This is a genomic window from Microbacterium sp. lyk4-40-TSB-66 (assembly GCF_030209475.1).
Taxonomy (GTDB): Bacteria; Actinomycetota; Actinomycetes; order Actinomycetales; family Microbacteriaceae; genus Microbacterium.
In genome coordinates, this window is the sequence record NZ_JARVRW010000006.1 from 82,742 (window position 1) to 106,714 (window position 23,973).

A 23,973-nucleotide genomic window follows, 5' to 3' on the forward strand; every position below is an offset into this window, starting at 1 on the left:
TCGGGTCGTCTCGCGATCGCGCCGGGCTCGCATACTCCCGCAGATTCGCGGATCCGCGCGGATCTCGCAGAACCCGCCGCATTCTCCGCGAGGAACCGTCGTCCCTGCGAGCTGCGTCCCGCGGACGCAGCCGCACCGCGGCGGGCACGCGGAACGGCCCCGCCTCCACGTGGAGTCGGGGCCGTTCTGCGTGCGGAATCAGACCGAGACGGTCTCGCGACGCTCGGCGGCGAGGCCGAGCTGGTCGGTGGGGACGTTCTTCGTCTCGCGAGCGGTCAACGCACTGACCGAGGCGATGACGGCGATCACCGCGGTGAAGATGCTGATGACGACCCAGCCGCCCGCACCGCCACCACCGAGGGCGGCGACGATGCTCGGCGCGAACCCGGCCATCAGGAAGCCGAGCTGCGTGCCGATCGCCATGCCCGAGAAGCGCACGCGGGTGCTGAACATCTCGCCGTAGAACGACGGCCAGACGGCGTTGGCCGCAGCGTAACCGCACGAGAACGTCAGGATCGCCAGACCGAAGGTGAGCAGGTCGTTCCCGGCGCCCATCGACAGCATGTAGAACGGCATGAACACCGCCGACGACAGCGCGCCGTAGATGAAGACGGGCTTGCGACCGATGCGGTCGGCGAGGCGGCCGAACAGCGGTTGGGTGAACAGCGCGACCACGTTGGCGACGACGACCAGCCACAGCGTCACGCTGGCGGCGAGACCGACCTCTTTGCCGTAGGCGATGGCGAGGGTGCCGAACACGGTGGAGACGGCCGCGATGAACGCGCAGAAGATCACGCGGAGCACGTCGCGCCAGTGGTTCTTCAGCAGGGGCACCAGCGGCATCCGGGCGATCTGTCCGGTGGCCTTCGCCTGCTCGAACTCGGGGGTCTCGTGCAGGCTCCGACGGATGAAGAACGCGACGACCACGACCACGGCGCTGAGCCAGAACGGCACGCGCCAGCCCCACGAGAACTTGATGTCGTCGGGCAGGGCGACGACGGGGATGAAGATGAGCGCGGCGAGGATCTGGCCGCCCTGCGTGCCCGTCAAGGTCCACGACGTGAAGAAGGAGCGACGCGAGTCGGGGGCGTGCTCGAGCGTCAGCGACGACGCCCCGGCCTGCTCGCCGGCCGCGGACAGCCCCTGCGCGAGTCGGCACAGCACCAGGAGGGCCGGCGCGAACCAGCCGATCTGCGCGAAGCCGGGGAGACAGCCGATGATGAAGGTCGACAGACCCATCAGCAGCAGCGTGAACATCAGCACCTTCTGGCGCCCGATGCGGTCACCGAAGTGGCCGAGGATGACGGCTCCGAAGGGACGCGCGATGTAGGCGAACCCGAAGGTCGCGAACGACATCACGAGGGCCGCCTGGTCGCCCGAGGGGAAGAACACCGTCGGGAAGATGAGAGCGGCGGCGGAGCCGAAGAGGAAGAAGTCGTAGTACTCCACGGCGCTGCCCATGAAGCTGGCGGTGGCCGCCTTCACGGGAGTCTTCCGCGTCGTTGCGGTGGTGGTCATGAACGGTTGCTCCTTAGCGGGCGACGGCCGGTCCGACGGTGGTGTCGGCGGCGACGAGGTCGAGGAAGTGGGTGGTCATGCGGTCGGGGTCGGGTCGCGTCCCCGTGATGAGGGCGAACGCGTCGACGGCCTGGTGGACCGCCATGCGTCCGCCGCTGAGGGTGCGGCAACCGCGCTCGCGCGCGGTGATGAGGAGTTCGGTGTCGAGCGGGCGGTAGACGATGTCGGCGACCCAGAGCTCAGGACGCAGCAGGGCGGCGTCGAGGGGGAGTCCCGGGTGCTCGGCCATGCCGACCGGCGTGCAGTGCACGAGGCCGTCGGCACCGGCGAGCACGTCGGCGAGCCGGTCGGGCAGGGCGGTGTCGACGACGGCGAGCGGATGCCGCGACGCCAGGTCGTCGGCGAGGGCGGCGGCGCGCACGGGGTCGAGGTCGACGATGCTCAGGCGCGCGGTGCCCAGGCGCAGCAGGGCGTCGGCGACGGCCGACCCCGCGCCTCCCGCGCCGAGCTGGACGACGTGCCGGGTCTCGGCATCCGGAAGCCCGTCGACGAACGCGGCCGCGAAGCCGGTGGTGTCGGTGTTGTGGCCGACCCGCCCGGTGGGCGTGAACAGCACGGTGTTCACCGCACCGAGGGCGGCGGCGACCGGGTCGATACGGTCGAGGTGGGCGAGCACGCTCTGCTTGCAGGGGTGGGTGACGTTGACGGCGTCGTAGCCGAGGCGTTCCGCCCAGGCGAGGACGTCGCCGATGCGCTCGGGGTCGATGCCGAGGGCCGTGAGGTCGAGCGGGCGGTAGACGTAGGTCATCCCGAGGGCGCGCGCTTCGGCCATGTGCATCGGCGGGGTGAGCGAGGGGAGGACCCCGGTGCCGATGAGGCCGACGAGGTAGGGGTGCGCGTCGATCACGGTACTCCTTCGTGTCCGTGGGCCGGTTATGTACTAACCGGTACGTTCAGAGGAAACCACGAGCGCGGCGCGCTGTCAACGACGGATCCCGGATGCCGCGCCTCGGCGCCCGCCGTGAGCTCGCCCGCGTCGCAGGACGTCGGCGTCGTGCTTCCTCGCCTGCCGGGGGATACGCCGAGCACCGCCCGAAGCCCGTTGAGCGTCCACAACACGCCGCACCCACCGCGCACCAGCGGCGTGTCGTGGACACTCAACAAGCCTCACACGGGCCGTGGGCGTCAGCGCGCGGGCGCGGTCAGCCAGCCAACGACCACGTCACCGAGGGCGGTGCGCAGGTGCGCCCGACGCTCGGGGGAGGCGAGGTCGACGTCGAAGAGGTGACCGAAGGTGTACTGGTTGGCGACCTGGAACACGCAGTACGAACTGATCACGAGGTGCACGTCGATCGCGTCGACGTCGGAGCGGAAGACTCCGGCCTCGCGCCCGCGCTCCAGGATCTCGTCGAGCAGGCCCTTGGCCGGCTGCGAGAGCGTGCGGACTCCCTCGATCTGACGGATGAACTCACCCCGATGGATGTTCTCGATCGCGACCAGGCGGATGAAGGCCTCGTGCCCCACGTGGTGGTCGAACGTCAGCTCGGCCAGGGCGCGGATGGCATCCACGGGATCGGCGTGATCGACATCGATCGCCTTCTCCGCCTCGCGGATGCCACGATACGCCTCTTCGAGCACGGCCCGGTAGAGGCCCTCTTTGCCGCCGAAGTAGTAGTAGATCATCCGCTTCGTGGTGCGGGTGCGCGCGGCGATCTCGTCGACGCGAGCGCCCGAGAAGCCGTCTTCGGCGAAGACCTCGGTCGCCACGGAGAGCAGTTCGGCGCGAGTGCGCTCGGCGTCTCTGCGTGCCTCGGCCATTCGGTCAGACTAGTGGACCCGCTTTGTACCAGATGGTACATTCGGCGCCCATGAGGACCTCGATGGCGACCGTCTGTATCAGCGGCACACTGGCCGACAAACTGCACGCGTGCGCGGAGGCCGGGTTCGACGGCGTGGAGATCTTCGAACCAGATCTTCTCGCCGCCCCCGAGAGCCCGGAGGAGATCGCCGCCCTCGCGGGACGACTCGGCCTCAGCCTCGACCTCTACCAGCCGATGCGCGACATGGAGGGGGTCGACGAAGAGACCTTCGCCGCGGTGCTGCGCCGCGCCGAGGCCAAGTTCCGTCTGATGGACCGCCTCGGCATCGACCTCGTGCTCTGCTGCAGCAACGTCGCCACCGCCACGGTCGACGACGACGACGTCTCCGCCGACCAGTTGCGACGGCTCGGCGATCTGGCCGCGGGGTTCGGCATCCGCATCGCCTTCGAAGCCCTCGCCTGGGGACGCTTCGTCGACGACTACCGGCGCGCCTGGCGCATCGTCGAGCTCGCCGACCACCCCGCCGTGGGGGTGTGTCTGGACTCGTTCCACATCCTCTCGCGTGGGCACGACCCCGCCGCGATCAGTGGCATCCCGGGCGACAAGATCTTCTTCGTACAGCTCGCCGACGCGCCGCGGCTCAGCATGGACGTGCTGTCGTGGAGCCGGCACCACCGCCTCTTCCCCGGCGAGGGCGACTTCGACCTGACAGGTTTCACGGCGCGGATCGTGGATGCCGGGTACACCGGACCGTGGTCGCTCGAGGTGTTCAACGACACCTTCCGTCAGACCGACGCACGGCGCACCGCCCGCCACGCGCGGCGCTCGTTGCGATGGCTCGAGGACGCCGTGTCGCGCGCCCTGCCCGACGCGCCGGCCGAGCTGCAGATGCTGCCCGACTCGGCCGCCCCCTCGGCCGTCGACTTCGTCGAGGTGAAGGCCGAGGACACCTCCTCGATCGAGGAGCTGCTCGGTCAGCTCGGCTTCACCTCGCGCGGACGCCACCGCACGAAGCCCGTGACCCTGTGGACCGCCGGTGAGGCGCGGGTCGTGCTCAACGAACAGCACGCCCGCGGGTGGGAACCGCGGCTGGCGGCCATCGGCCTGGAGGTCGACGACGCCGAGGCGGTCGACCTGCGCATGCGCGAGCTGGGCGTGCCGCGCGCCTATCGCCGCACCTACGCCACCGAGGAGCGCCTCGACGGGGCGATCGCCCCCGACGGCACCGAGGTCTACTGGGCGCAGGCCGCCGACGAGGGGGATCCGGCCTGGGTGCGGGAGTTCGAGCACGGCGAGCCCGAGCTGGTGACCGAGATCACGGGAGTCGACCACGTGAGCCTCAGCCAGCCGTGGGACGCCGTCGAAGAGGCGACCCTGTTCTACACCGCCGGTTTCGCGCTGCGCGTCGACAGCAGCACCGACGTCCCCGGCCCGCAGGGTCTCGTCGCCAGCCGCGTGCTCGTCGCTCCAGGCGGAGGCGTGCGCCTGCCGCTGAACGTCGCACCCCCGATCCTCGCCGCGGAGCGGGCGGGCGTCGCCCTTCCGCAGCACGTCGCCTTCGTCTGCGCCGACGTGCGCACGGTCGCCCGGGCGGCGCGCGAACGCGGGTTCGCGCCATTGGAGATGCCCGCCAACTACTACGACGACATCGCCGCGCGTTTCGCGCTGTCGGAGGCGGCGGTCGACGAACTGCGGGACCTCCACCTCGGATACGACCAGGATGCCGCGGGGGAGTACCTGCACTTCTACACGCGCACGATCGGCGAGGTGTTCTTCGAGTTCGTCGAGCGCATCGACGCCTATGCCGGCTTCGGCGCGGGCACGGCTCCCGTGCGCCTCACCGCGCAGGGGCGGCGCTGATAGCGTGCCCGACATGACGACGCCCCGCCGCCTGCTGCTCGTGAACGGCCCCAATCTCAACCTGCTCGGCACCCGCCAACCCGAGATCTACGGGCGCGACACCCTCGCCGACGTCGAGCGGGTCACCGCCGAAGCCGCCACGCGGCACGGTGTCGAGACGCGTGCCGTGCAGAGCAATCACGAGGGCGTGCTGATCGACGCGATCCACGCCGCGCGCCTCGACTGCGCCGGGATCGTGATCAACGCGGGGGGCCTCACGCACACCTCCGTCGCCCTGCGCGACGCCCTGGCATCCGTCGACCTGCCGGTCGCCGAGGTGCACATCTCGAACATCAAGGAGCGCGAGACGTTCCGGCACTTCTCCTACATCGAGGACGTCGCGGTCGTGCACGTCATCGGCGAGGGCGTCCCCGGCTACGCGCGGGCGGTCGACCTGCTCGTCGAGGTCATCTCGGGCCGCGCCGACGGCTGAGGCGGTCGCAGCCCCTCGTCGGATCGGAGCGCCCGGCCGCGATCGCGTCCGTCACGGGGCATCGCGTAGACTGGGCCGCTGGGTGTGCGCCGGAGCGCCGCCTCTCCTCACACGAAACGGAACACTGGCACTCATGGCATCCACTGCGGACATCAAGAACGGCGTCGTCCTGAACATCGACGGTCAGCTCTGGAGCGTCGTGGAGTTCCAGCACGTCAAGCCCGGCAAGGGCGGCGCGTTCGTGCGCACCAAGCTGAAGAACGTCATGAGCGGCAAGGTCGTCGACAAGACCTTCAACGCCGGCGCCAAGATCGAGACCGAGAACGTCGACCGCCGCGACTTCACCTACCTCTACAACGACGGTGACGGCTTCGTCTTCATGGACGTCGCCGACTACGACCAGATCACCGTCGGATCCGCCACCGTCGGCGACGCCGCGAACTTCCTGCTCGAGAACCAGCAGGTGCAGATCGCGCTGAACAACGGCAACCCGCTCTACGTCGAGATGCCGCCGTCGGTCGTGCTCGAGGTCACCTACACCGAGCCGGGCCTGCAGGGCGACCGCTCGTCGGCCGGCACCAAGCCCGCCACCGTCGAGACCGGCTACGAGATGCAGGTTCCGCTGTTCCTCGAGACCGGCACGAAGATCAAGGTCGACACTCGCACCGGCGAGTACCTCGGCCGCATCAGCTGACGTTGAGCGCCCGCACAAAGGCGCGCAAGCGCGCCCTCGACATCCTCTTCCAGGCCGACGTCCGCGGCGAAGAACTCGCTATCATGCTGGCCACCGAGGCGAAACGCGCCTCGAGCGAGCCCGACCGTCAGGCCTCGTGGCTGTACGCCCGCGACATCGTCGACGGCGTCATCGACAACCGCGACGCGATCGACGAGCAGATCACCACGTTCGCCAAGGACTGGTCGCTGCAGCGCATGCCCGCCGTCGACCGCGCACTCCTGCGCATCGGCACGTGGGAGATCCTCTACAACGACCAGGTTCCCACGGCGGTCGCGATCGATGAGGCGGTGGAGTTGGCGAAGGAGTTCTCGACCGACGACTCCGGCTCGTTCGTGCACGGCGTGCTCGCGCGCATCGCGCGTTCGTCCTGAGCCGTCCGGACGTGTTCCGACACGGCCCCGGCCTTCGGCCGGTCGCGTCGCGTCGTTTCCGGGCTCGCGAGGGCGGCGGTCGTGCTGTCGCCGCGCGGCGATCACGCATAAACACGGTTCGTGCGCAGAAACACGCTGTCGGCCTGTTTACGCGCACCGATCGCGTTTATGCGTGCTCGACCGCCACGCCGCCAAGGCCGGGCCGCGACGCTCGTCGTGGCCGATCGTCCGCAGCCCCTCAGCCCGCGCGGCGATCACGCATAAACACGGTTCGTGCGCAGAAACACGCTGTCGGCCTGTTTACGCGCACCGATCGCGTTTATGCGTGCTCGACCGCCACGCCGCCGAGGCCGGGCCGCGCACGCCGCACCCGTGCACGGCGACCGATGTCGGACGTCGGCGGCAGGATGTCCGCGTGACCACCTGGCGCGACCTCGTCCCGAGGAGTGAGCCGGCCGCGTTCGAGCCGCTCGCCCTCGGCATCGAGCTGCGCCAGCGCGAGGCGTACGACCCCGCCCGGTGGGACGCCCGGGCGGTCGTGCCGGTCACCCCGCGCCTGCTCGCGCACCGGCAGGACGACCTGCAGGTCGTCGCGCGCCCCCTCGTGCACGGAACGAGAGACACCTGGATCCGGGCGGATGCCACGTGGGATGCCGTGCGGCGATCTTCCGGCCGCTTCGACCCGGCGCAGGTGCGGTGGTTCGCCGAGCTGCACGCCCTCGCCCAGGCGTTGAGGACGACGGGACCGTTCGCCCCCTCCGGCGACACGATCGCCCTCGACACCGTCGACTCGCCCCTGCTCTGGCCCCACCTGCGCGCGGCGGAGACGCTCGGCGTCCCGATCGTCTCGATGAACGCGCAGCAGAGTGTGAGCCTCGCGGCCGACGCGACGGCGCGCGTGGCACTGGATGCCGTGGGTGGGGGAGCGCTTCGCGTGTCCGCCGACATCGAGATCGACGGTCGGCCCCGGGACGCCGCCCACGCCCGGGCGATCGGCGGCTCCGGGCTGTTCGCGTACGAACTCGACCGCGACCCCGTGCCCCTCGTGCTGGCGGCGGTCGACCTACCCCCGCCGCTGCCCTCCCTGCTCGGGGGCGGAGTGGTCGAGGTTCCCGCGGATGACGCCGCCGAGTTCGTCGCCGAGGTCTACCCGCGGTTGGCACGCCGTGCGCCGTTGTCGGTCGGCGCCGGTGTGCCGGCGCCGACCCCCGCGCGGCCCACGCTGACACTCGAGGTCTCCTACGTCGATGGCGACGCGGTGCAGTACCGCCTCGACTGGGTCTACCCCGGCGGGTACCGTGTCGGCTGGAACGACGATCGCGAGCACCCTGACCGCGATGACCGCGCCGAGGCGCAGATCGGCGAGCGGTTCGAGACGGCGTGGATGTCGGCATCCGACCTGCCCCTGTCGCCGCGTGCCACTCTGCGCGATGCGGATGCCGCAGCCTTCAGCGCCCACGTGCTCCCGGCGGTCGACGTGGTCGAAGAGGTGCGAGTGCACACGCGCGGTACCCGCCCGACGTTCCGCGAGCTGCGCGGCGACCCGTCCTTGCGCATCACGATGGTCGAGTCACTCGATCGCGACTGGCTCGACCTCGGGATCGCGGTGACCATCGACGGTCGGCTCATCCCGTTCGGCGTGCTCTTCACGGCGTTGTCGCGCGGGCGGACGCGCATCAAGCTCTCCGACGGGGCGTGGTTCTCGCTCGCGCACCCCTCCCTGCAGCGCTTGCGGGAGTTGTTGGAAGAGGCCGCCGCGCTCGACGAGTGGGAGACGGGCCCGCGCGTCCCCCGTACGCACCTCGCTCTCTGGGCCGAGTTCGAGGACCTCGCCGACCAGTCCGATGCAGCTGTGGAGTGGCGGCAGCTCGCCCGGGCGCTGCGCGACGTCACGGAGGTACCCGAGGTGCCGACGCCGCCCGGGTTCCTCGCCGACCTGCGTCCGTACCAGCGCGAGGGACTCTCGTGGCTCGCGCTCCTGCACGCGCACCGGCTCGGGGGCATCCTGGCCGACGACATGGGGCTTGGCAAGACCCTGCAGTTGCTCGCTCTCATCGCGCACACCCGTTCGCGAGGCGATGCGCGCCCGTGGCTCGTCGTCGCCCCCACCTCGGTGCTCCCGACGTGGCGCGCCGAGGCCGCGCGCTTCGTCCCCGACCTGCGGGTCGCCGTCGTCGAGGCGACGGCCGTGCGGCGCGACCGCACGATCGCCGAGATCGCCGGCGAGGCCGACATGGTCGTGGTGTCCTACGGCGTCGTGCGGGCGGATGCCGCAGAATTCGCCGCGACGGCGTTCTCGGGGGTCGTGCTCGACGAGGCGCAGTTCGTGAAGAACCCCGCCACCCGCATCCACCGCGCCATCGCGGCGCTGCGCACCGATGCGGTGTTCGCAGCGACGGGCACCCCGATCGAGAACGGACTCGACGACCTGTGGGCGCTGCTGTCGTTGACCGCGCCCGGGCTGTTCCCCTCGATCCGGCAGTTCCGCGAGGACTACACCCGGGCCATCGAACGGCTCCCCTCCGACGCTCCCACCGAGCTGTCGGCGGCGGCCAGCGGCGCGCACCGCGAGAAGATGCTCGAGAAGCTGCGCCGACGCGTGCGGCCGTTCCTTCTGCGCCGCACGAAGGACGTCGTGGCATCCGACCTCCCGCCGAAGCAGGAGCAGGAGATCGCTGTACCCCTCGGACCCGCGCATCAGGCGGTGTACGACCGGGTGCTGCAGCGCGAGCGGCAGAAGGTGCTCGGCCTGCTCGACGATCTCGACCGTCAGCGGTTCATCGTCTTCCGCTCGCTGACGCTGCTGCGCATGCTGGCGCTCGCGCCGGGCCTCGTCGACGACCGTGACGCGAGCCTCGGCTCCGCCAAGCTCGACGTGCTGCTCGACCGGCTCGTCGAGATCGCCGCCGAAGGGCACCGCGCGCTGGTGTTCAGCCAGTTCACCTCGTTCCTCGACATGGCGGCGCAGAGACTGGATGCCGCGGGCCTCGCCCACGCGCACCTCGACGGCAGCACCACCCGGCGCGGCGACGTGGTCGCCGGGTTCCGCGAGGGGGACGCTCCGGTGTTCCTCATCAGTCTCAAGGCCGGGGGGTTCGGACTGACCCTCACCGAGGCGGAGTACGTCTTCGTGCTCGACCCGTGGTGGAACCCCGCGGCCGAGGCTCAGGCGATCGACCGCGCCCACCGCATCGGGCAGGACAAGAGCGTCTTCGTCTACCGGCTGATCGCCGCGGGCACGATCGAGGAGAAGGTCCTCGCCCTGCAGCGACGCAAGGCCGCGCTGTCCGAGGCCGTCATCGACGACGACGAGGCCTTCGCCGCTGCGCTCGACGCCGAAGACATCCGCGGGCTGCTGGGACCGTGACACGATTCCGCCCTCTGACTCGCAAGAGAGCCGGCGGATCCCGGCACGGCGCGGCGTCCGTCTTCCGAAGAGGTCCGCGCCCACCGCCCGCCCAGGCGACCCCCGCGTAGACTCAACAGGTTCCGTCCACGACACAGGAGCGACATGAAAGTCACCGGCCTCGGCCACGCAGGCATGTTCATCGAGACGGCGGGCGGCAGCATCCTCTGCGATCCCGTCATCGGTCCGAGCTTCTTCGGCTCGTGGTTCCCGTTCCCCGACAACCGCTCCCTCGACTGGGAGCGCTTCGGCGCGGCCGACTTCCTCTACATCTCGCACCGCCACCGCGATCACTTCGATCCGGCTCTTCTCGAGCGGTACGTGTCGAAAGACATCCGCATCCTCCTGCCCGAGTACCCCACCGACGACCTCGAGCAGGACCTCCTCGCCCTCGGCTACACGAACCTCGTGCGCACCGAGGCGGGCGTGCCGCTGCACTTCGGCGACCTGAAGCTCATGGTCACGCCCCTGCGCGCCCCCTCCGACGGCCCCATCGGCGATTCGTCCCTCTCGGTCGACGACGGCACGGCATCCGTGCTGAATCAGAACGACTCGCACCCGCTGGATCTCGACGCGCTCTTCGACTTCGGCAAACCCGACGCGTATTTCACGCAGGTGTCGGGCGCGATCTGGTGGCCGATGGTCTACGACCTGCCCCAGGATGCCAAGCAGAACTTCGCCCAGCTCAAGCGCGACGCGCAGAACAAGCGCGCGATGTATTACATCGACAAGGTCGACGCGCCGCACGTGTTCCCGATGGCGGGGCCCCCGATGTTCCTGCGCGACGAGCTGTTCCGCTACAACGGCACCGGACTCGAGAACGACTCGATCTTCACCGACCAGCGCGAGTTCCTCGCGCACATGAAACAGCAGCGCCCCGACCAGAAGGGGTATCTGTTCCTCCCCGGCACCGAGGTCGAGGTGCAGGGATCCGATGTGACCGTCACGCAGACGCTGTACACCGACGACGAGATCGAACGCGTCTTCGGCGACAAGTGGAACTACCTGGCCGAGCAGCGCGACAGCCGCCGCGACGAGATCGCCGCCGAGGTGGCATCCCGTTCCGAGATCCTGCCGCCGGCCGAGATGCTGGCCGCGATCAAGGAGTGGTGGGAGCCGCTGCTGCGCCGTGCCCGCACCATCCGCAACGGCGTCGGGGGAGCGGTGCGCTTCCGCATCGGCGACCTCGACATGGTCGTCGACTTCCCGAAGGCCAAGGTGCGCGAGTACGCCGGGGAAGACTGCATCTACTGGTACACGATCCCCGCCGACCTCGTCTCGACGAACATCCGCGACCACGAGATCGACTGGTCGAACTCGATCTTCCTCTCCATGCAGTTCGAGGTCGGTCGTTCGGGCAAGTTCAACGAGTTCCTCACGACGTTCCTCAAGTGCCTGTCGCGCGATCGCATCGAGTACGTCGAGAACTGGTACGCCGAGCAGTCCGACCAGACCGAGGATGCCGAGATCGACGGCTGGACCGTGCAGCGCCGGTGCCCGCATCTGCGCGCCGACCTGACCAAGACCGGCAAGATCGAGGACGGCGTGCTCACCTGCTCGCTGCACGACTGGAAGTGGGATCTCGCGACGGGTCGGTGCCTCACGACGACCGGTCACCCGATCCGCTCGACGCGCGCGGAGGAACCCGTCGAGGTCGCCGCGAGCTGACCCGTGCCGGGCTTCCACCACGTCGAGGTGTGGGTGACCGACCTGGCGCAGGCGCGCGCGGAATGGGGGTGGCTCCTGTCCACGATCGGATTCGAGCGCAGCGGTGAGTGGACCGAGGGGGAGTCGTGGACGGCGGGTGACGGCGCCTACCTGACCCTGACCACGTCGCCAAACCTGTCGGGGCCCGACCATGACCGGCGTGCACCGGGAGTCAACCATCTCGCGTTTCACGGCGGCTCCCGCGCGCAGGTGGACGCCGTGGTGGGCTTCGCTGCCTCACACGGGTGGCGGCCCTTGTACCAGGAGCGATACCCCTTCGCCGGCGGTCCGACGCACTACGCCGGGTGGCTGGAGAACTCCGCGGGCTTCAAGGCGGAGATCGTCGCCGACGAGCGGTAGGGCCCGGGCGCGATGGTCGACGGCCGGTCTCGATGCACCACCGAGGTGCGGGGACAATTCCGTCCGCGGAGGATCGGGGCTGTGGCATCCCATTGCTTCCGCTCTTCGCGGTCCGCGCCTATGTCTGCGGAGGGGATTCCGGCGACGGAGGACCACACCCGCGGTATCCGTCCTCCCTCCGCCAAATCTCCTCCCGCCCCACAATGTCCTCACAACCGCACCCCGCCGCCTGCGCCCCAACCCCGCACCGTCCGCACCCGCGCCGCGCCGACCAAGCCCGCCCCGCCCCACCCGCTAGACTTGCCCCGAACCACAGCAACCTTTAACCCCGTCCCGTGAGGCGGAGAAGGGAGCGGCGGATGAACACGCGCACCGTCATGCACGATGCCGACATCGCCCGCGCTTTGACGCGTATCTCGCACGAGATCCTGGAGTCCAACAAAGGACCGGAAGGACTCGTCCTGCTGGGCATCCCGACTCGCGGCGTCACGCTCGCGAACCGGATCGGCCCGCTCGTGAGCGAGTTCGGTGGCGCAACGGTCCCGGTCGGCTCGCTCGACGTCACGATGTATCGCGACGATCTGCACCGCAACCCGACCCGCGCACCTCGGCGCACCGAGATCCCCGCCGGCGGCATCGACGGCAAGACGGTGGTGCTGGTCGACGACGTGCTGTTCTCAGGCCGGAGCATCCGTGCCGCTCTCGACGCCCTGCAGGACATCGGGCGTCCTTCGGCGGTGCGCCTCGCGACCCTCATCGACCGTGGCCACCGCGAGCTGCCGATCCGCCCCGACTTCGTGGGCAAGAACCTGCCCAGTGCCCGCGACGAGCGGGTCAACGTGCGCCTCGCCGAAGTCGACGGCGTCGAGGAGGTGACGATCGAGTCATGAGGCACCTCCTCGACACCCAGCACCTGTCCCGCGCCGACGCCCTCGAGATCCTCGACGTCGCCGAAGACATGGCCGACACGCAGCGCCGTGAGGTCAAGAAGCTCCCGACCCTGCGCGGCAAGACGGTCGTCAACCTCTTCTTCGAGGACTCCACGCGCACGCGCATCTCGTTCGAGGCCGCCGCCAAGCGCCTCTCCGCCGACGTCATCAACTTCTCGGCGAAGGGCTCCAGCGTCAGTAAGGGCGAATCGCTGCAGGACACCGCGCAGACACTCCAGGCGATGGGGGCGGATGCCGTCGTCATCCGCCACGGCGCCTCCGGTGCCCCGCGGACCCTCGCCACCAGCGGCTGGATCAGCGCGGGCGTGGTCAACGCCGGCGACGGCACGCACGAGCACCCCACGCAGGCGCTGCTCGACGCCTTCACGATCCGCAAGCGCCTCTTCGGCGACGACAGTCGCGGCCGCGACCTGAGCGGCATCCGGGTCACCATCGTCGGCGACGTGCTGCACTCGCGCGTCGCGCGATCCAACGTGTGGCTCCTGCACGCCCTGGGCGCCCACGTCACGCTCGTGGCACCGCCGACGCTGGTGCCCCAGGACGTGAGCGGGTGGCCCGTCGAGATCGATTACGACCTCGACCACGCCATCGCCGCGGGGCCCGACGCGCTCATGATGCTCCGCATCCAGCTGGAACGCATGTCGGCGGCGTATTTCCCGACTGAACGGGAGTATTCGCGTCGCTACGGTCTCGACGCGCGACGTTTGGACGCGCTGCCGACCGATAGCATTGTGTTGCACCCCGGTCCGATGAACCGGGGTCTGGAGATCTCCGCCGAAGCCGCCGATTCGCCTCGTTCGACGGTGCTCGAACAGGTCACGAACGGCGTCTCCGTGCGGATGGCCGTGCTGTACCTGCTGCTGGCGGGCGAGCGGCCCGACACCGAGAAAGAGGACCTCCGATGAGCCACGCCACCCCCCAGACCCTTCTGGTGCGCGGCGCGCGCGTCGAGGGGCAGGATGCCACCGACCTGCTCGTGCGCGACGGTGTCATCGCCGAGACCGGTTCCGGTCTGTCGCACGCCGGTGCCACGGTCATCGACGCCGAGGGGCTGATCGCCCTCCCCGGCCTCGTCGACCTGCACGTGCACCTGCGCGAGCCCGGCTTCGAGGCATCCGAGACCGTCCTCACCGGGTCCCGCGCGGCCGCAGCCGGAGGTTTCACCACCGTCTTCGCGATGCCGAACACCTCGCCGACCGCCGACACCGCGGGTGTCGTCGAGCAGGAGCTCGCCCTCGGCGAGGCCGCCGGCTACGTGCACGTGCAGCCGATCGGCGCCGTCACGGTCGGGCAGAAGGGCGAGCGTCTCGCCGAGCTCGGTGCGATGGCCGACTCGCGGGCCCGCGTGCGCGTCTTCAGCGACGACGGCTTCTGCGTCTTCGACCCGCTGATCATGCGGCGAGCGCTCGAATACGTGAAGGCTTTCGACGGCGTCGTCGCGCAGCACGCACAGGACCCGCGCCTGACCGAGGGCGCGCAGATGAACGAGGGTGCCGTGTCGGCCGAGCTCGGTCTCACCGGCTGGCCGGCGGTGGCCGAGGAGTCGATCATCGCCCGCGACGTCCTGCTCGCCGAGCACGTCGGCTCGCGCCTGCACGTGTGCCATCTCTCCACGGCGGGTTCGGTCGACATCATCCGCTGGGCCAAGAAGCGCGGCGTGAACGTCACCGCCGAGGTGACCCCGCACCACCTGCTGCTGACCGATGAGCTCGTGCGCGATTACGACGCGCGGTTCAAGGTGAACCCGCCGCTGCGTCGCGAAGAAGACGTGATGGCCGTGCGCGAGGGTCTCGCCGACGGCACGATCGACATCGTCGCGACCGACCATGCGCCGCACCCCGCCGAGGCGAAGGCCTGCGAGTGGGCGGCGGCGGCCAACGGCATGGTGGGCCTCGAGAGCGCCCTGCGGGTCGTGCAGCAGGCGATGGTCGACACCGGCCTGCTCGACTGGGCCGACGTCGCACGCGTGTTGTCGAAGACCCCCGCGCGCATCGGACGCCTCGACGGTCACGGCACGCCGGTCGCCGCCGGTCAGCCGGCCAGCTTCACGCTGTACGACCCGCGCCCGTCGCGCACCTTCGCCGTCGCCGACCTGCGCGGACGCAGCAAGAACTCGCCGTACCTGGGCCGGGAGCTGCCCGGTGAGGTGCGCTGGACCGTGCGCGCCGGCATCCCCACCGTCGCCGACGGATCCCTGCTCGACGCGCCGGGGGTGCTCTCATGACGCGTGAGGGCGCCCTGCTCGTCATGGCCGCGGTGGCCGTGATCGCGCTGGCCCTGCTCGCGTGGGCCTGGGTGCGACGAACGCGGCGCGATGCGCGCTACACGGCCCCCGTGGGGGAGCTGCCCGACGACGCCGTCGAGACCGCGGTGTTCCCGGGTCTCTACGTCGCCACGACCCGACACGACGAGCCGCTGGAACGACTCGCGATCAAGGGCCTCGGCTTCCGCTCCCGCGTCGACGTCACCGTCACCACGGCCGGCGTCGCGCTCGACCTTCCGGGTCAGCCCCGCATCGCGCTCACCCGCGACCGGCTCGTGGATGCCGCCCAGGCCACCGTCGCCATCGACCGTGTGGTCGAGGCGGGCGGCCTGACGCGCGTCAGCTGGCGCATCGACGACGAGACCGTCGTCGACACCTACCTCCGACCTCAGGATGCCTCGGCTAAAGCGCTGGCCGACGCCATCCGTCCCCTCATCACCACGACAGGAAGCGACGCATGACCGCCCTGATCCCTTCCTCGCGGATCTCGCGAGACCCCGCCGTCCTCGTGCTCGAAGACGGCACCCGCTACATCGGCCGCGCGTACGGTGCGCGCGGTGAGACCCTCGGCGAGGTCGTCTTCGCGACCGGCATGACCGGCTACCAGGAGACGATCACCGACCCCTCGTACGCGGGACAGATCGTCCTGCAGACGGCCCCCCACATCGGCAACACGGGTGTGAACGACGAAGACCCCGAATCCCGCCGCATCTGGGTCGCGGGCTACGTCGTGCGCGACCCCTCGCGCGTGGTGTCGAACTGGCGCGCCGACCGCTCGCTCGACGACGCGCTCGTCGAAGACGGCATCGTCGGCATCTCCGGCATCGACACGCGCGCCGTCACCCGTCGCATCCGCTCCCTCGGCAGCATGCGCGGCGGGGTGTTCTCGGGCGAGGAGGCGAACCTCGACGCCGACGAGCAGTTGCGCCGCGTCCGCGAGGCCCCCGGAATGGCCGGTCGCAACCTGAGCGCAGAGGTGTCCGTCACCGCCGTCGAGGTCACCCCCGCCACGTCGGAGCGCATCGGCAACCTCGCCGTGCTCGACCTGGGCGTGAAGAAGTCGACGATCGACAACCTCGCCGCCCGCGGCTTCGACGTGCACGTCTTCCCGCAGTCGGCCACCATCGAAGAGATCCGCGCCATCGGGCCGGTCGCGGCGTTCTACTCCAACGGCCCCGGTGACCCCGCGGCATCCGATCAGCACGTCGAGCTCCTGCGCGCCGTCCTGGGCGATGGTCTGCCGTTCTTCGGCATCTGCTTCGGAAATCAGCTGCTGGGCCGCGCCCTCGGCTTCGGCACGTACAAGCTGCCGTTCGGCCACCGCGGGATCAATCAGCCCGTGCTCGACAAGACCACCGGCCGCGTCGAGATCACCTCGCAGAACCACGGCTTCGCCGTCGACGCCCCCCTCGACCGGATCGTCGACAGCCCCAACGGTTTCGGACGCGTCGAGGTCAGCCACATCGGCCTCAACGACAACGTGGTCGAGGGTCTGCGCGCCCTCGACATCCCCGCGTTCAGCGTGCAGTACCACCCCGAGGCCGCCTCGGGACCGCACGATGCCAACTACCTGTTCGACCGTTTCCGCGAGATGGTCCTCGCGACGATGGACGGTCGCCCGACTCCGGGACCGGCCGCCGCGGTGCAGGTGCCCACCGACGCTCAGGATTCGACCCAGGAAGACAACAATGCCTAAGCGCGACGACATCAACTCCGTCCTCGTCATCGGCTCCGGCCCGATCGTCATCGGTCAGGCCTGCGAGTTCGACTACTCCGGCACCCAGGCGTGCCGCGTGCTGCGCGAAGAGGGGGTGCGCGTCATCCTCGTCAACTCCAACCCGGCGACGATCATGACCGACCCCGACTTCGCCGACGCGACCTACATCGAGCCGATCACCCCCGAGGTGATCGAGTCGATCATCGCCAAGGAGAAGCCGGATGCCGTGCTCCCCACCCTCGGTGGGCAGACGGCCCTGAACGCCGCCATCCAGCTGCACAAGCGCGGCATCCTCGAGAAGTACGACGTCGAGCTCATCGGCGCCGACTTCGACGCGATCAACCGCGGCGAGGACCGCCAGATCTTCAAGGAGCTCGTCATCGAAGCGGGCGCCGACGTCGCGGCATCCGTCATCTGCCACTCGATGGACGAGCTGATCGCCGGTGCCGAGAAGCTCGGGTACCCGCTCGTCGTGCGCCCCTCGTTCACGATGGGCGGCCTCGGCTCGGGCTTCGCGTACGACGAGGCCGACCTCCGCCGCATCGGCGGCGCGGGCCTTCACGACTCGCCCACCAACGAGGTGCTGCTCGAGGAGTCGATCCTCGGGTGGAAGGAGTACGAGCTCGAGCTCATGCGCGACACCGCCGACAACACGGTCGTCGTCTGCTCGATCGAGAACGTCGACCCTGTCGGCGTGCACACCGGTGACTCCATCACGGTGGCGCCCGCGCTGACCCTGACCGACCGCGAGTACCAGCGCCTGCGCGACATCGGTATCGACATCATCCGCGCGGTCGGCGTCGACACCGGTGGCTGCAACATCCAGTTCGCCGTGGACCCCGCGACGGGGCGCATCATCGTCATCGAGATGAACCCGCGCGTCTCGCGCTCGTCGGCGCTGGCGTCGAAGGCCACGGGCTTCCCGATCGCCAAGATCGCCGCGAAGCTCGCCATCGGTTACCGCCTCGACGAGATCCCCAACGACATCACCAAGGTGACCCCGGCGAGCTTCGAGCCCACGCTCGACTACGTCGTGGTCAAGGTGCCGCGGTTCAACTTCGAGAAGTTCCCCGCCGCCGACACGACGCTCACCACCACCATGAAGTCGGTGGGCGAGGCCATGGCGATCGGCCGCAACTACACCACGGCCCTGCAGAAGGCTCTGCGCTCCCTCGAGAAGCGCGGCTCGAGCTTCCACTGGGGCGACGAGTCCCGCTCTGTCGACGAGCTGCTCGAGATCGCGAAGACCCCGACCGACGGTCGCATCGTCGTGCTGCAGCAGGCGCTGCGCTTCGGCGCCACGCCCGAGCAGGCGTTCGACGCCACCGCGATCGATCCCTGGTTCATCGACCAGATCGTGCTGATCAACGAGGTCGCCGCCCACATCGGCGGGGCCGATGACCTGGATGCCGACACCCTCCGCATCGCGAAGGAGCACGGTTTCAGCGACGTGCAGATCGCGCAGATCCGCGGGCTCGACGAGGCCGAGGTGCGCGAGGCGCGGTACGCGCTCGACGTGCGCCCGGTCTACAAGACCGTCGACACGTGCGCGGGGGAGTTCCCGGCGCTCACGCCCTACCACTACTCCTCGTACGACGCCGAGACCGAGGTCACCCCCTCCGACCGCACGAAGGTCGTCATCATCGGTTCGGGCCCCAACCGCATCGGCCAGGGCGTCGAGTTCGACTACTCGTGCGTGCACGCGTCCTTCGCGCTGTCGGATGCCGGATACGAGACCGTCATGGTCAACTGCAACCCCGAGACCGTGTCGACCGACTACGACACCTCCGACCGCCTGTACTTCGAGCCGCTGACGCTCGAAGACGTGCTCGAGGTGCTGCACGCGGAGTCGCAGTCCGGTGAGATCCTCGGCGTCGTGTGCCAGCTCGGCGGGCAGACCCCGCTGGGCCTTGCCAAGGGCATCGAGGCCGCCGGCTACACCATCCTGGGCACGAGCCCCGAGGCGATCGACCTCGCCGAGGAGCGCGAGCTCTTCTCGCGGTTGCTCGACGAGGCCGGCCTCATCGCCCCGCGCAACGGCACGGCCATCGACGTCGAGGGTGCGGTGACGGTGGCCGAGGAGATCGGTTACCCGGTGCTCGTGCGCCCGAGCTTCGTGCTCGGCGGCCGCGGCATGGAGATCGTGTACTCGACCGAGGCGCTGCGCGACTACTTCGTGCGCGTCGCCGACCAGGCCATCATCGGACCGGGCCTGCCGCTGCTGGTCGACCGCTTCCTCGACGACGCGATCGAGCTCGACGTCGACGCGCTCTACGACGGCACCGACCTGTACATCGGCGGTGTCATGGAGCACCTCGAGGAAGCCGGCATCCACTCCGGCGATTCTTCGTGCACCCTGCCTCCCGTCTCGCTGGGCCGCACCGAGGTCGACCGCGTGCGCGAGGCGACCCTGGCCATCGCGAAGGGCGTGGGCGTCCGGGGGCTCCTCAACGTGCAGTTCGCGATCTCGGCCGGCGTGCTCTACGTCATCGAGGCGAACCCGCGCGCGAGCCGCACGGTGCCGTTCGTGTCCAAGGCCCTCGGCATCCCGCTCGCCAAGGCCGCCAGCCGCATCATGGCCGGCAACACCGTCGCCGAGCTCATCGCCGAGGGACTGCTGCCCGAGAAGGACGGATCGCGCGTTCCGCTCGACGCCCCCGTCGCCGTGAAGGAAGCCGTGCTGCCGTTCAAGCGCTTCCGCACGGCCGACGGTCACACCGTCGACAGCGTGCTCGGACCCGAGATGCGCTCCACCGGTGAGGTCATGGGCATCGACCGCGACTTCCCGACCGCGTTCGCGAAGTCGCAGGAGGCCGCGTACGGCGGGATGCCGACGTCCGGCACGGTGTTCATCTCGGTCGCCGACGCCGACAAGCGCGCCGTGATCCTGCCCGCCCACCGCCTCCAGGAACTCGGCTTCGAGCTCATGGCGACCGAGGGCACGGCGGAGATCCTGGCCCGCAACGGCATCCGGGTGCAGGTCGTCGAGAAGTACTCGGAGACGCAGGGTTCCGGTCAGCGCAACGTCGTCGACCTCATCAACGCCGGGGAGATCGACATGATCGTCAACACCCCGAGCGGCGGGTCGGCGCGCGCCGACGGCTACGAGATCCGCGCGGCCGCCGTCGCCGCCGACAAGGCCCTGTTCACCACGATGGCCGTGCTCGGTGCCGCGGTGAGCGCGCTGGGTGCCATGAAGGACGGCTTCGAGGTCCGAAGCCTCCAGGAATACGCCGTGGATCGCGCGGGTCGTCTGTGAGCGAGCCGTTCGGGCAGCGGCTCAGCGCCGCCCTCGACGCGCACGGCCCGCTGTGCGTCGGCATCGACCCCCACGCCGCGCTGCTGTCGGCGTGGGGGCTGAACGCCACGGCCGAGGGCGTGCGCGCGTTCGGCCTGCGCGTCGTCGAGGCGGCATCCGGTCGCGTGGGTGTCGTGAAGCCGCAGGTGGCGTTCTACGAGCGCTACGGCTCGCGCGGGTTCGCGGCTCTGGAAGACGTGATGGCCGCGGCGCGCGAAGCGGGGCTCCTCGTGATCGCCGACGCCAAGCGCGGTGACATCGGCACGACCATGGAGGGCTACGCCCACGCCTGGCTCGAACCCGGAGCGCCCCTCGAGGCGGATGCCGTGACCCTGACGCCGTACCTCGGCGCCGAGTCGCTGCGCGACACGCTCTCGCTGGCCCTGCGACACCGCAAGGGAGCATTCGTGCTCACGGCGACGAGCAATCCCGAAGCGCGAGCGCTGCAGAGCGCCATCGTCGACGACGTGCTCGCCGTCGGTGATCACGAGCACGTCGCGGCGCGCGTGGCCCACGACGTGAACGAGGCGAACATCGGCGCCCCCGGGGCGTTCGGCTCCATCGGCGTCGTCGTCGGCGCGACCGTCGACCGGGCCGCGTTCGGTCTCGGCGACGTGGCCCTCGCCGGAATGCCGATCCTCGCGCCCGGCTTCGGTGCGCAGGGCGCCGAGCCCGCGGATCTCGGTCGCCTCTTCGGATACGTCGCCAAGGCGGTCGTGGCCAACGAGAGCCGAAGCATCCTCGCGGTCGGACCCGACCGTCTCGCCGCCCGCATCGACGAGCGCGCCGCGCTGTATCGGGAGACCCTGCATGGCTGACGCCCGTCGCCCGCCCGAGGTCGACCGCGCCGCCGCCTCACGCCGCGCCGTCGAGGCGCGCCGCGAGCGCGCCGCGCTGAAACGCGACGTGTCCAGCCGCGTCATCTCGCCGCAGGAGCTGCTGCGGCGGGGTCTCGCCGATCCGCTGTCTCCGGCCGGAGCCATGCGCGTGACCGAGTTCCTCACCGCGATCCCCGCGATCGGTGAGAGCAAGCGCGATCGCATCCTCGTCTCGCTCGGCATCTCGCCGGTGAAGCGGCTGGGCGGTCTCGGCACGCGCCAGCGCGACGCGTTGCGCGGCTTCCTCGACACCCGCTGGCCCGAGCCCGGTCCGCGCGACGGTCGCAGTCGGCTCATCGTGCTCGCCGGCCCCACGGCGGTCGGTAAGGGCACCGTGGCAGCGCACATCAAGCAGCACTACCCGCAGATCCACCTCTCGGTGTCGGCGACCACCAGGAACCCCCGCCCCGGGGAGGTCGACGGGCAGCACTACTACTTCGTCGACGACGCCGAGTTCGACCGCATGGTGGCGGCGGGCGAGCTGCTGGAGTGGGCCGTCGTGCACAACCAGAACCGCTACGGCACGCCCCGCGAACCGATCGAGCGCGTGCTCGCGGAGGGCGGCACCGCCCTGCTCGAGATCGATCTGCAGGGGGCACGACAGGTGCGCGCCGCCGACCCCTCGGCGACGCTGGTGTTCCTGCTGCCGCCGAGCTGGGACGAACTCGTGCAACGACTCGTCGGACGAGGGACCGAGGATGCCGAGGAGCGCGCCCGACGTCTGCGCACCGCCCGCGTCGAGCTCGCCGCGCAGAACGAGTTCGACTACCGCGTCGTGAACGAAGACGTGGCATCCGCCGCCGCCGACGTCGTGGCGCTGGCCGCCGCGCAGCGCTGACGACCCATGGTTTTCCGGTTCGGGGCGGGATCCGCCCCTCGGGGCATGGGATCACCGCCCCGAAGAGCAGGATCCGCCCCGAACCGGCACGCCACGACCCACCCCGACGCCCTCGGCACACGCCGGGTCGGCGTCGGCTAGAATGGCATGATGCTTCGGCGCTTCCGGCGCCGCATCCACCCCATCCCGCCGAACCAGGAGGTTCCCCATGGCCGGACGTGACAAGGGCATCATCGACCCGCCCATCGACGCTCTGCTCGACAAGGTCGACTCGAAGTACCAGCTCGTGATCTACGCGTCCAAGCGCGCTCGTCAGATCAACGACTACTACTCCGACCTGCACGAGGGAAACCTCTTCGACAACGTCGGCCCGCTCGTCGACTCGACCGTCGAAGACAAGCCCCTCACGATCGCGCTGCACGAGATCCACGAAGACAAGCTGCGCCTTCGCGCCGCGGAGTGATCCACCGCCTTCACCGGCTCACTCGTGAAGTGTTCACAGATGTGACGATGCCCCGGGCGGCTCACCGCCGTGCGGGGCATACTTGTGCCCGTTCCCTGATCGCTAGCCTCCCGGAGTCGTCTTGACCGACCTACGCCTGTTCACGTCCGAATCCGTCACCGAAGGACACCCCGACAAGATCTGCGATCAGATCTCCGACAGCATCCTGGATGCCATCCTCACCGACGACCCGACGGGGCGTGTGGCCGTCGAGACCCTCGTCACGACCGGACTCGTCCACGTGGCGGGCGAAGTGTCGACCCGGGCGTACGTCGAGATCCCCGCGATCGTCCGCGACGTGGTGAACCGCATCGGGTACACCTCGAGCGACACCGGGTTCGACGGCGAGTCGTGCGGCGTCTCCGTCTCGATCGGCGCGCAGTCCTCCGACATCGCCGCCGGCGTCAACAAGGCGTTCGAGCAGCGCGAGCGCGGATCCGTCGACCCCCACGACCTGCAGGGTGCCGGCGACCAGGGCATCATGTTCGGCTTCGCGACTAACGAGACCCCCCAGCTCATGCCGATGGCCATCTGGACGGCGCACCGCATCGCCGAGCGGCTGGCGGAGGTGCGCAAGAGCGGAGCGCTGCCGTTCCTGCGTCCCGACGGCAAGACCCAGGTGACGCTCGGCTACGAGGGCTTCACCCCGCGCACCGTCGACAGCGTCGTGCTGTCCACTCAGCACCACCCCGACATCTCGCAGGAAGACCTGCGCGCGCAGGTGCAGGCCGAGGTCATCGACCCCGTGCTGGCCGAGACCGGTCTCGAGCTCCCCGACGTGAAGTACTACATCAACCCGGCCGGCCCCTTCGTCATCGGCGGCCCCAAGGGCGATGCGGGCCTCACCGGCCGCAAGATCATCATCGACACCTACGGCGGAGCCTCCCGCCACGGCGGCGGAGCCTTCAGCGGGAAAGACCCGTCCAAGGTCGACCGCTCGGCCGCCTACGCCATGCGGTGGGTCGCGAAGAACGCCGTCGCCGCCGGCCTCGCCGACCGCCTCGAGGTGCAGGTCGCCTACGCCATCGGCAAGGCGAATCCCGTCGGCCTGTACGTGGAGTCGTTCGGAACGGCGCACGTGGACGACGACGTGATCGTCCGCGCGATCCGCGACGTGTTCGATCTGCGGCCTGCAGCCATCGTCGAGCAGCTCGACCTCCTGCGCCCGATCTACGCGCAGACGGCGAAGTACGGCCACTTCGGCCGCGAACTTCCCGACTTCACGTGGGAGCGCACCGATCGCGTCGACGAGCTGCGCGCGGCCGCCGGAATCTGAG

Annotated in this window: 20 protein-coding genes; 17 read left to right on the top strand and 3 right to left on the bottom strand. The window is 70.0% G+C overall.

Going from position 1 to position 23,973, the window contains the following annotated elements:
- Positions 1-198: 198 nt before the first annotated feature.
- The 3 genes from QRO03_RS10560 to QRO03_RS10570 form a co-directional block, all read right to left on the bottom strand.
- On the bottom strand, positions 199-1,518 hold the full coding sequence (locus tag QRO03_RS10560; RefSeq protein WP_285137457.1) for an MFS transporter: 1,320 nt from the start codon (positions 1,516-1,518) through the stop codon (positions 199-201).
- 13 nt (positions 1,519-1,531) lie between these two features.
- Positions 1,532-2,425, bottom strand: coding sequence for a shikimate dehydrogenase (locus tag QRO03_RS10565; protein ID WP_285137458.1), 894 nt, complete (start codon positions 2,423-2,425; stop codon positions 1,532-1,534).
- Positions 2,426-2,703: 278 nt separating this feature from the next.
- Positions 2,704-3,336: a TetR/AcrR family transcriptional regulator gene (locus tag QRO03_RS10570; protein WP_285137459.1), complete on the bottom strand. Its 633-nt coding sequence runs from the start codon at positions 3,334-3,336 to the stop codon at positions 2,704-2,706.
- Positions 3,337-3,386: 50 nt separating this feature from the next.
- On the opposite strand from QRO03_RS10570, the gene QRO03_RS10575 reads away from it, so the two are divergent.
- The 17 genes from QRO03_RS10575 to metK all read left to right on the top strand — a co-directional run bounded on the left by QRO03_RS10575 (position 3,387) and on the right by metK (position 23,972).
- Positions 3,387-5,198, top strand: coding sequence for a bifunctional sugar phosphate isomerase/epimerase/4-hydroxyphenylpyruvate dioxygenase family protein (locus tag QRO03_RS10575; protein WP_285137460.1), 1,812 nt, complete (start codon positions 3,387-3,389; stop codon positions 5,196-5,198).
- Between the two features lie 13 nt (positions 5,199-5,211).
- Positions 5,212-5,670: a type II 3-dehydroquinate dehydratase gene (locus tag QRO03_RS10580; RefSeq protein WP_285137461.1), complete on the top strand. Its 459-nt coding sequence runs from the start codon at positions 5,212-5,214 to the stop codon at positions 5,668-5,670.
- Positions 5,671-5,803: 133 nt separating this feature from the next.
- Positions 5,804-6,364, top strand: coding sequence for an elongation factor P (gene efp, locus QRO03_RS10585; protein ID WP_183419607.1), 561 nt, complete (start codon positions 5,804-5,806; stop codon positions 6,362-6,364).
- Positions 6,365-6,366: 2 nt separating this feature from the next.
- Positions 6,367-6,777: a transcription antitermination factor NusB gene (gene nusB, locus QRO03_RS10590; RefSeq protein WP_285137462.1), complete on the top strand. Its 411-nt coding sequence runs from the start codon at positions 6,367-6,369 to the stop codon at positions 6,775-6,777.
- Between the two features lie 415 nt (positions 6,778-7,192).
- Positions 7,193-10,144, top strand: coding sequence for a DEAD/DEAH box helicase (locus QRO03_RS10595; protein WP_285137463.1), 2,952 nt, complete (start codon positions 7,193-7,195; stop codon positions 10,142-10,144).
- Positions 10,145-10,288: 144 nt separating this feature from the next.
- Complete coding sequence (locus QRO03_RS10600; protein WP_285137464.1) at positions 10,289-11,851, top strand: Rieske 2Fe-2S domain-containing protein; 1,563 nt, start codon at positions 10,289-10,291, stop codon at positions 11,849-11,851.
- A 3-nt stretch (positions 11,852-11,854) separates the two neighbouring features.
- On the top strand, positions 11,855-12,250 hold the full coding sequence (locus QRO03_RS10605; RefSeq protein ID WP_285137465.1) for a VOC family protein: 396 nt from the start codon (positions 11,855-11,857) through the stop codon (positions 12,248-12,250).
- 359 nt (positions 12,251-12,609) lie between these two features.
- Positions 12,610-13,140 (top strand): bifunctional pyr operon transcriptional regulator/uracil phosphoribosyltransferase PyrR, encoded by a 531-nt coding sequence (pyrR, locus tag QRO03_RS10610; RefSeq protein ID WP_285137466.1) that lies wholly within the window; start codon positions 12,610-12,612, stop codon positions 13,138-13,140.
- Positions 13,137-14,105: an aspartate carbamoyltransferase catalytic subunit gene (locus QRO03_RS10615; protein WP_285137467.1), complete on the top strand. Its 969-nt coding sequence runs from the start codon at positions 13,137-13,139 to the stop codon at positions 14,103-14,105. Before pyrR ends, QRO03_RS10615 begins: the two co-directional genes overlap by 4 nt.
- The gene (locus QRO03_RS10620) at positions 14,102-15,424 is read left to right on the top strand and encodes a dihydroorotase (RefSeq protein WP_285137468.1); all 1,323 of its coding nucleotides are present in this window, start codon (positions 14,102-14,104) and stop codon (positions 15,422-15,424) included. The genes QRO03_RS10615 and QRO03_RS10620 overlap by 4 nt, the downstream gene beginning before the upstream one ends.
- Positions 15,421-15,924: a PH-like domain-containing protein gene (locus tag QRO03_RS10625; RefSeq protein WP_285137469.1), complete on the top strand. Its 504-nt coding sequence runs from the start codon at positions 15,421-15,423 to the stop codon at positions 15,922-15,924. Before QRO03_RS10620 ends, QRO03_RS10625 begins: the two co-directional genes overlap by 4 nt.
- On the top strand, positions 15,921-17,159 hold the full coding sequence (carA, locus tag QRO03_RS10630; protein WP_285137470.1) for a glutamine-hydrolyzing carbamoyl-phosphate synthase small subunit: 1,239 nt from the start codon (positions 15,921-15,923) through the stop codon (positions 17,157-17,159). The genes QRO03_RS10625 and carA overlap by 4 nt, the downstream gene beginning before the upstream one ends.
- A complete protein-coding gene (gene carB / locus QRO03_RS10635) occupies positions 17,152-20,439 on the top strand; it encodes a carbamoyl-phosphate synthase large subunit (RefSeq protein WP_285137471.1) in 3,288 nt (1,095 codons plus the stop codon). Before carA ends, carB begins: the two co-directional genes overlap by 8 nt.
- Entirely contained in the window at positions 20,436-21,296 is an 861-nt protein-coding gene (gene pyrF, locus QRO03_RS10640; protein WP_285137472.1) for an orotidine-5'-phosphate decarboxylase, read from the top strand. The genes carB and pyrF overlap by 4 nt, the downstream gene beginning before the upstream one ends.
- The gene (gmk, locus tag QRO03_RS10645) at positions 21,289-22,194 is read left to right on the top strand and encodes a guanylate kinase (protein WP_285137473.1); all 906 of its coding nucleotides are present in this window, start codon (positions 21,289-21,291) and stop codon (positions 22,192-22,194) included. The genes pyrF and gmk overlap by 8 nt, the downstream gene beginning before the upstream one ends.
- 208 nt (positions 22,195-22,402) lie before the next feature.
- The gene (gene rpoZ / locus QRO03_RS10650; protein ID WP_055837405.1) at positions 22,403-22,657 is read left to right on the top strand and encodes a DNA-directed RNA polymerase subunit omega; all 255 of its coding nucleotides are present in this window, start codon (positions 22,403-22,405) and stop codon (positions 22,655-22,657) included.
- A gap of 121 nt (positions 22,658-22,778) precedes the next feature.
- Positions 22,779-23,972, top strand: a complete 1,194-nt coding sequence (gene metK, locus QRO03_RS10655; RefSeq protein ID WP_285137474.1) for a methionine adenosyltransferase — start codon at positions 22,779-22,781, stop codon at positions 23,970-23,972.
- Position 23,973 lies beyond the last annotated feature (1 nt).

Bases quoted from the DNA above. Each gene is read 5' to 3' on its own strand.
- QRO03_RS10560 (WP_285137457.1), bottom strand. From the start codon at position 1,518: ATGACCACCACCGCAACGACGCGGAAGACTCCCGTGAAGGCGGCCACC.
- QRO03_RS10570 (WP_285137459.1), bottom strand. From the start codon at position 3,336: ATGGCCGAGGCACGCAGAGACGCCGAGCGCACTCGCGCCGAACTGCTC.
- QRO03_RS10575 (WP_285137460.1), top strand. From the start codon at position 3,387: ATGAGGACCTCGATGGCGACCGTCTGTATCAGCGGCACACTGGCCGAC.
- QRO03_RS10580 (WP_285137461.1), top strand. From the start codon at position 5,212: ATGACGACGCCCCGCCGCCTGCTGCTCGTGAACGGCCCCAATCTCAAC.
- efp (WP_183419607.1), top strand. From the start codon at position 5,804: ATGGCATCCACTGCGGACATCAAGAACGGCGTCGTCCTGAACATCGAC.
- QRO03_RS10600 (WP_285137464.1), top strand. From the start codon at position 10,289: ATGAAAGTCACCGGCCTCGGCCACGCAGGCATGTTCATCGAGACGGCG.
- pyrR (WP_285137466.1), top strand. From the start codon at position 12,610: ATGAACACGCGCACCGTCATGCACGATGCCGACATCGCCCGCGCTTTG.
- QRO03_RS10615 (WP_285137467.1), top strand. From the start codon at position 13,137: ATGAGGCACCTCCTCGACACCCAGCACCTGTCCCGCGCCGACGCCCTC.
- QRO03_RS10620 (WP_285137468.1), top strand. From the start codon at position 14,102: ATGAGCCACGCCACCCCCCAGACCCTTCTGGTGCGCGGCGCGCGCGTC.
- QRO03_RS10625 (WP_285137469.1), top strand. From the start codon at position 15,421: ATGACGCGTGAGGGCGCCCTGCTCGTCATGGCCGCGGTGGCCGTGATC.
- carA (WP_285137470.1), top strand. From the start codon at position 15,921: ATGACCGCCCTGATCCCTTCCTCGCGGATCTCGCGAGACCCCGCCGTC.
- carB (WP_285137471.1), top strand. From the start codon at position 17,152: ATGCCTAAGCGCGACGACATCAACTCCGTCCTCGTCATCGGCTCCGGC.
- gmk (WP_285137473.1), top strand. From the start codon at position 21,289: ATGGCTGACGCCCGTCGCCCGCCCGAGGTCGACCGCGCCGCCGCCTCA.
- rpoZ (WP_055837405.1), top strand. From the start codon at position 22,403: ATGGCCGGACGTGACAAGGGCATCATCGACCCGCCCATCGACGCTCTG.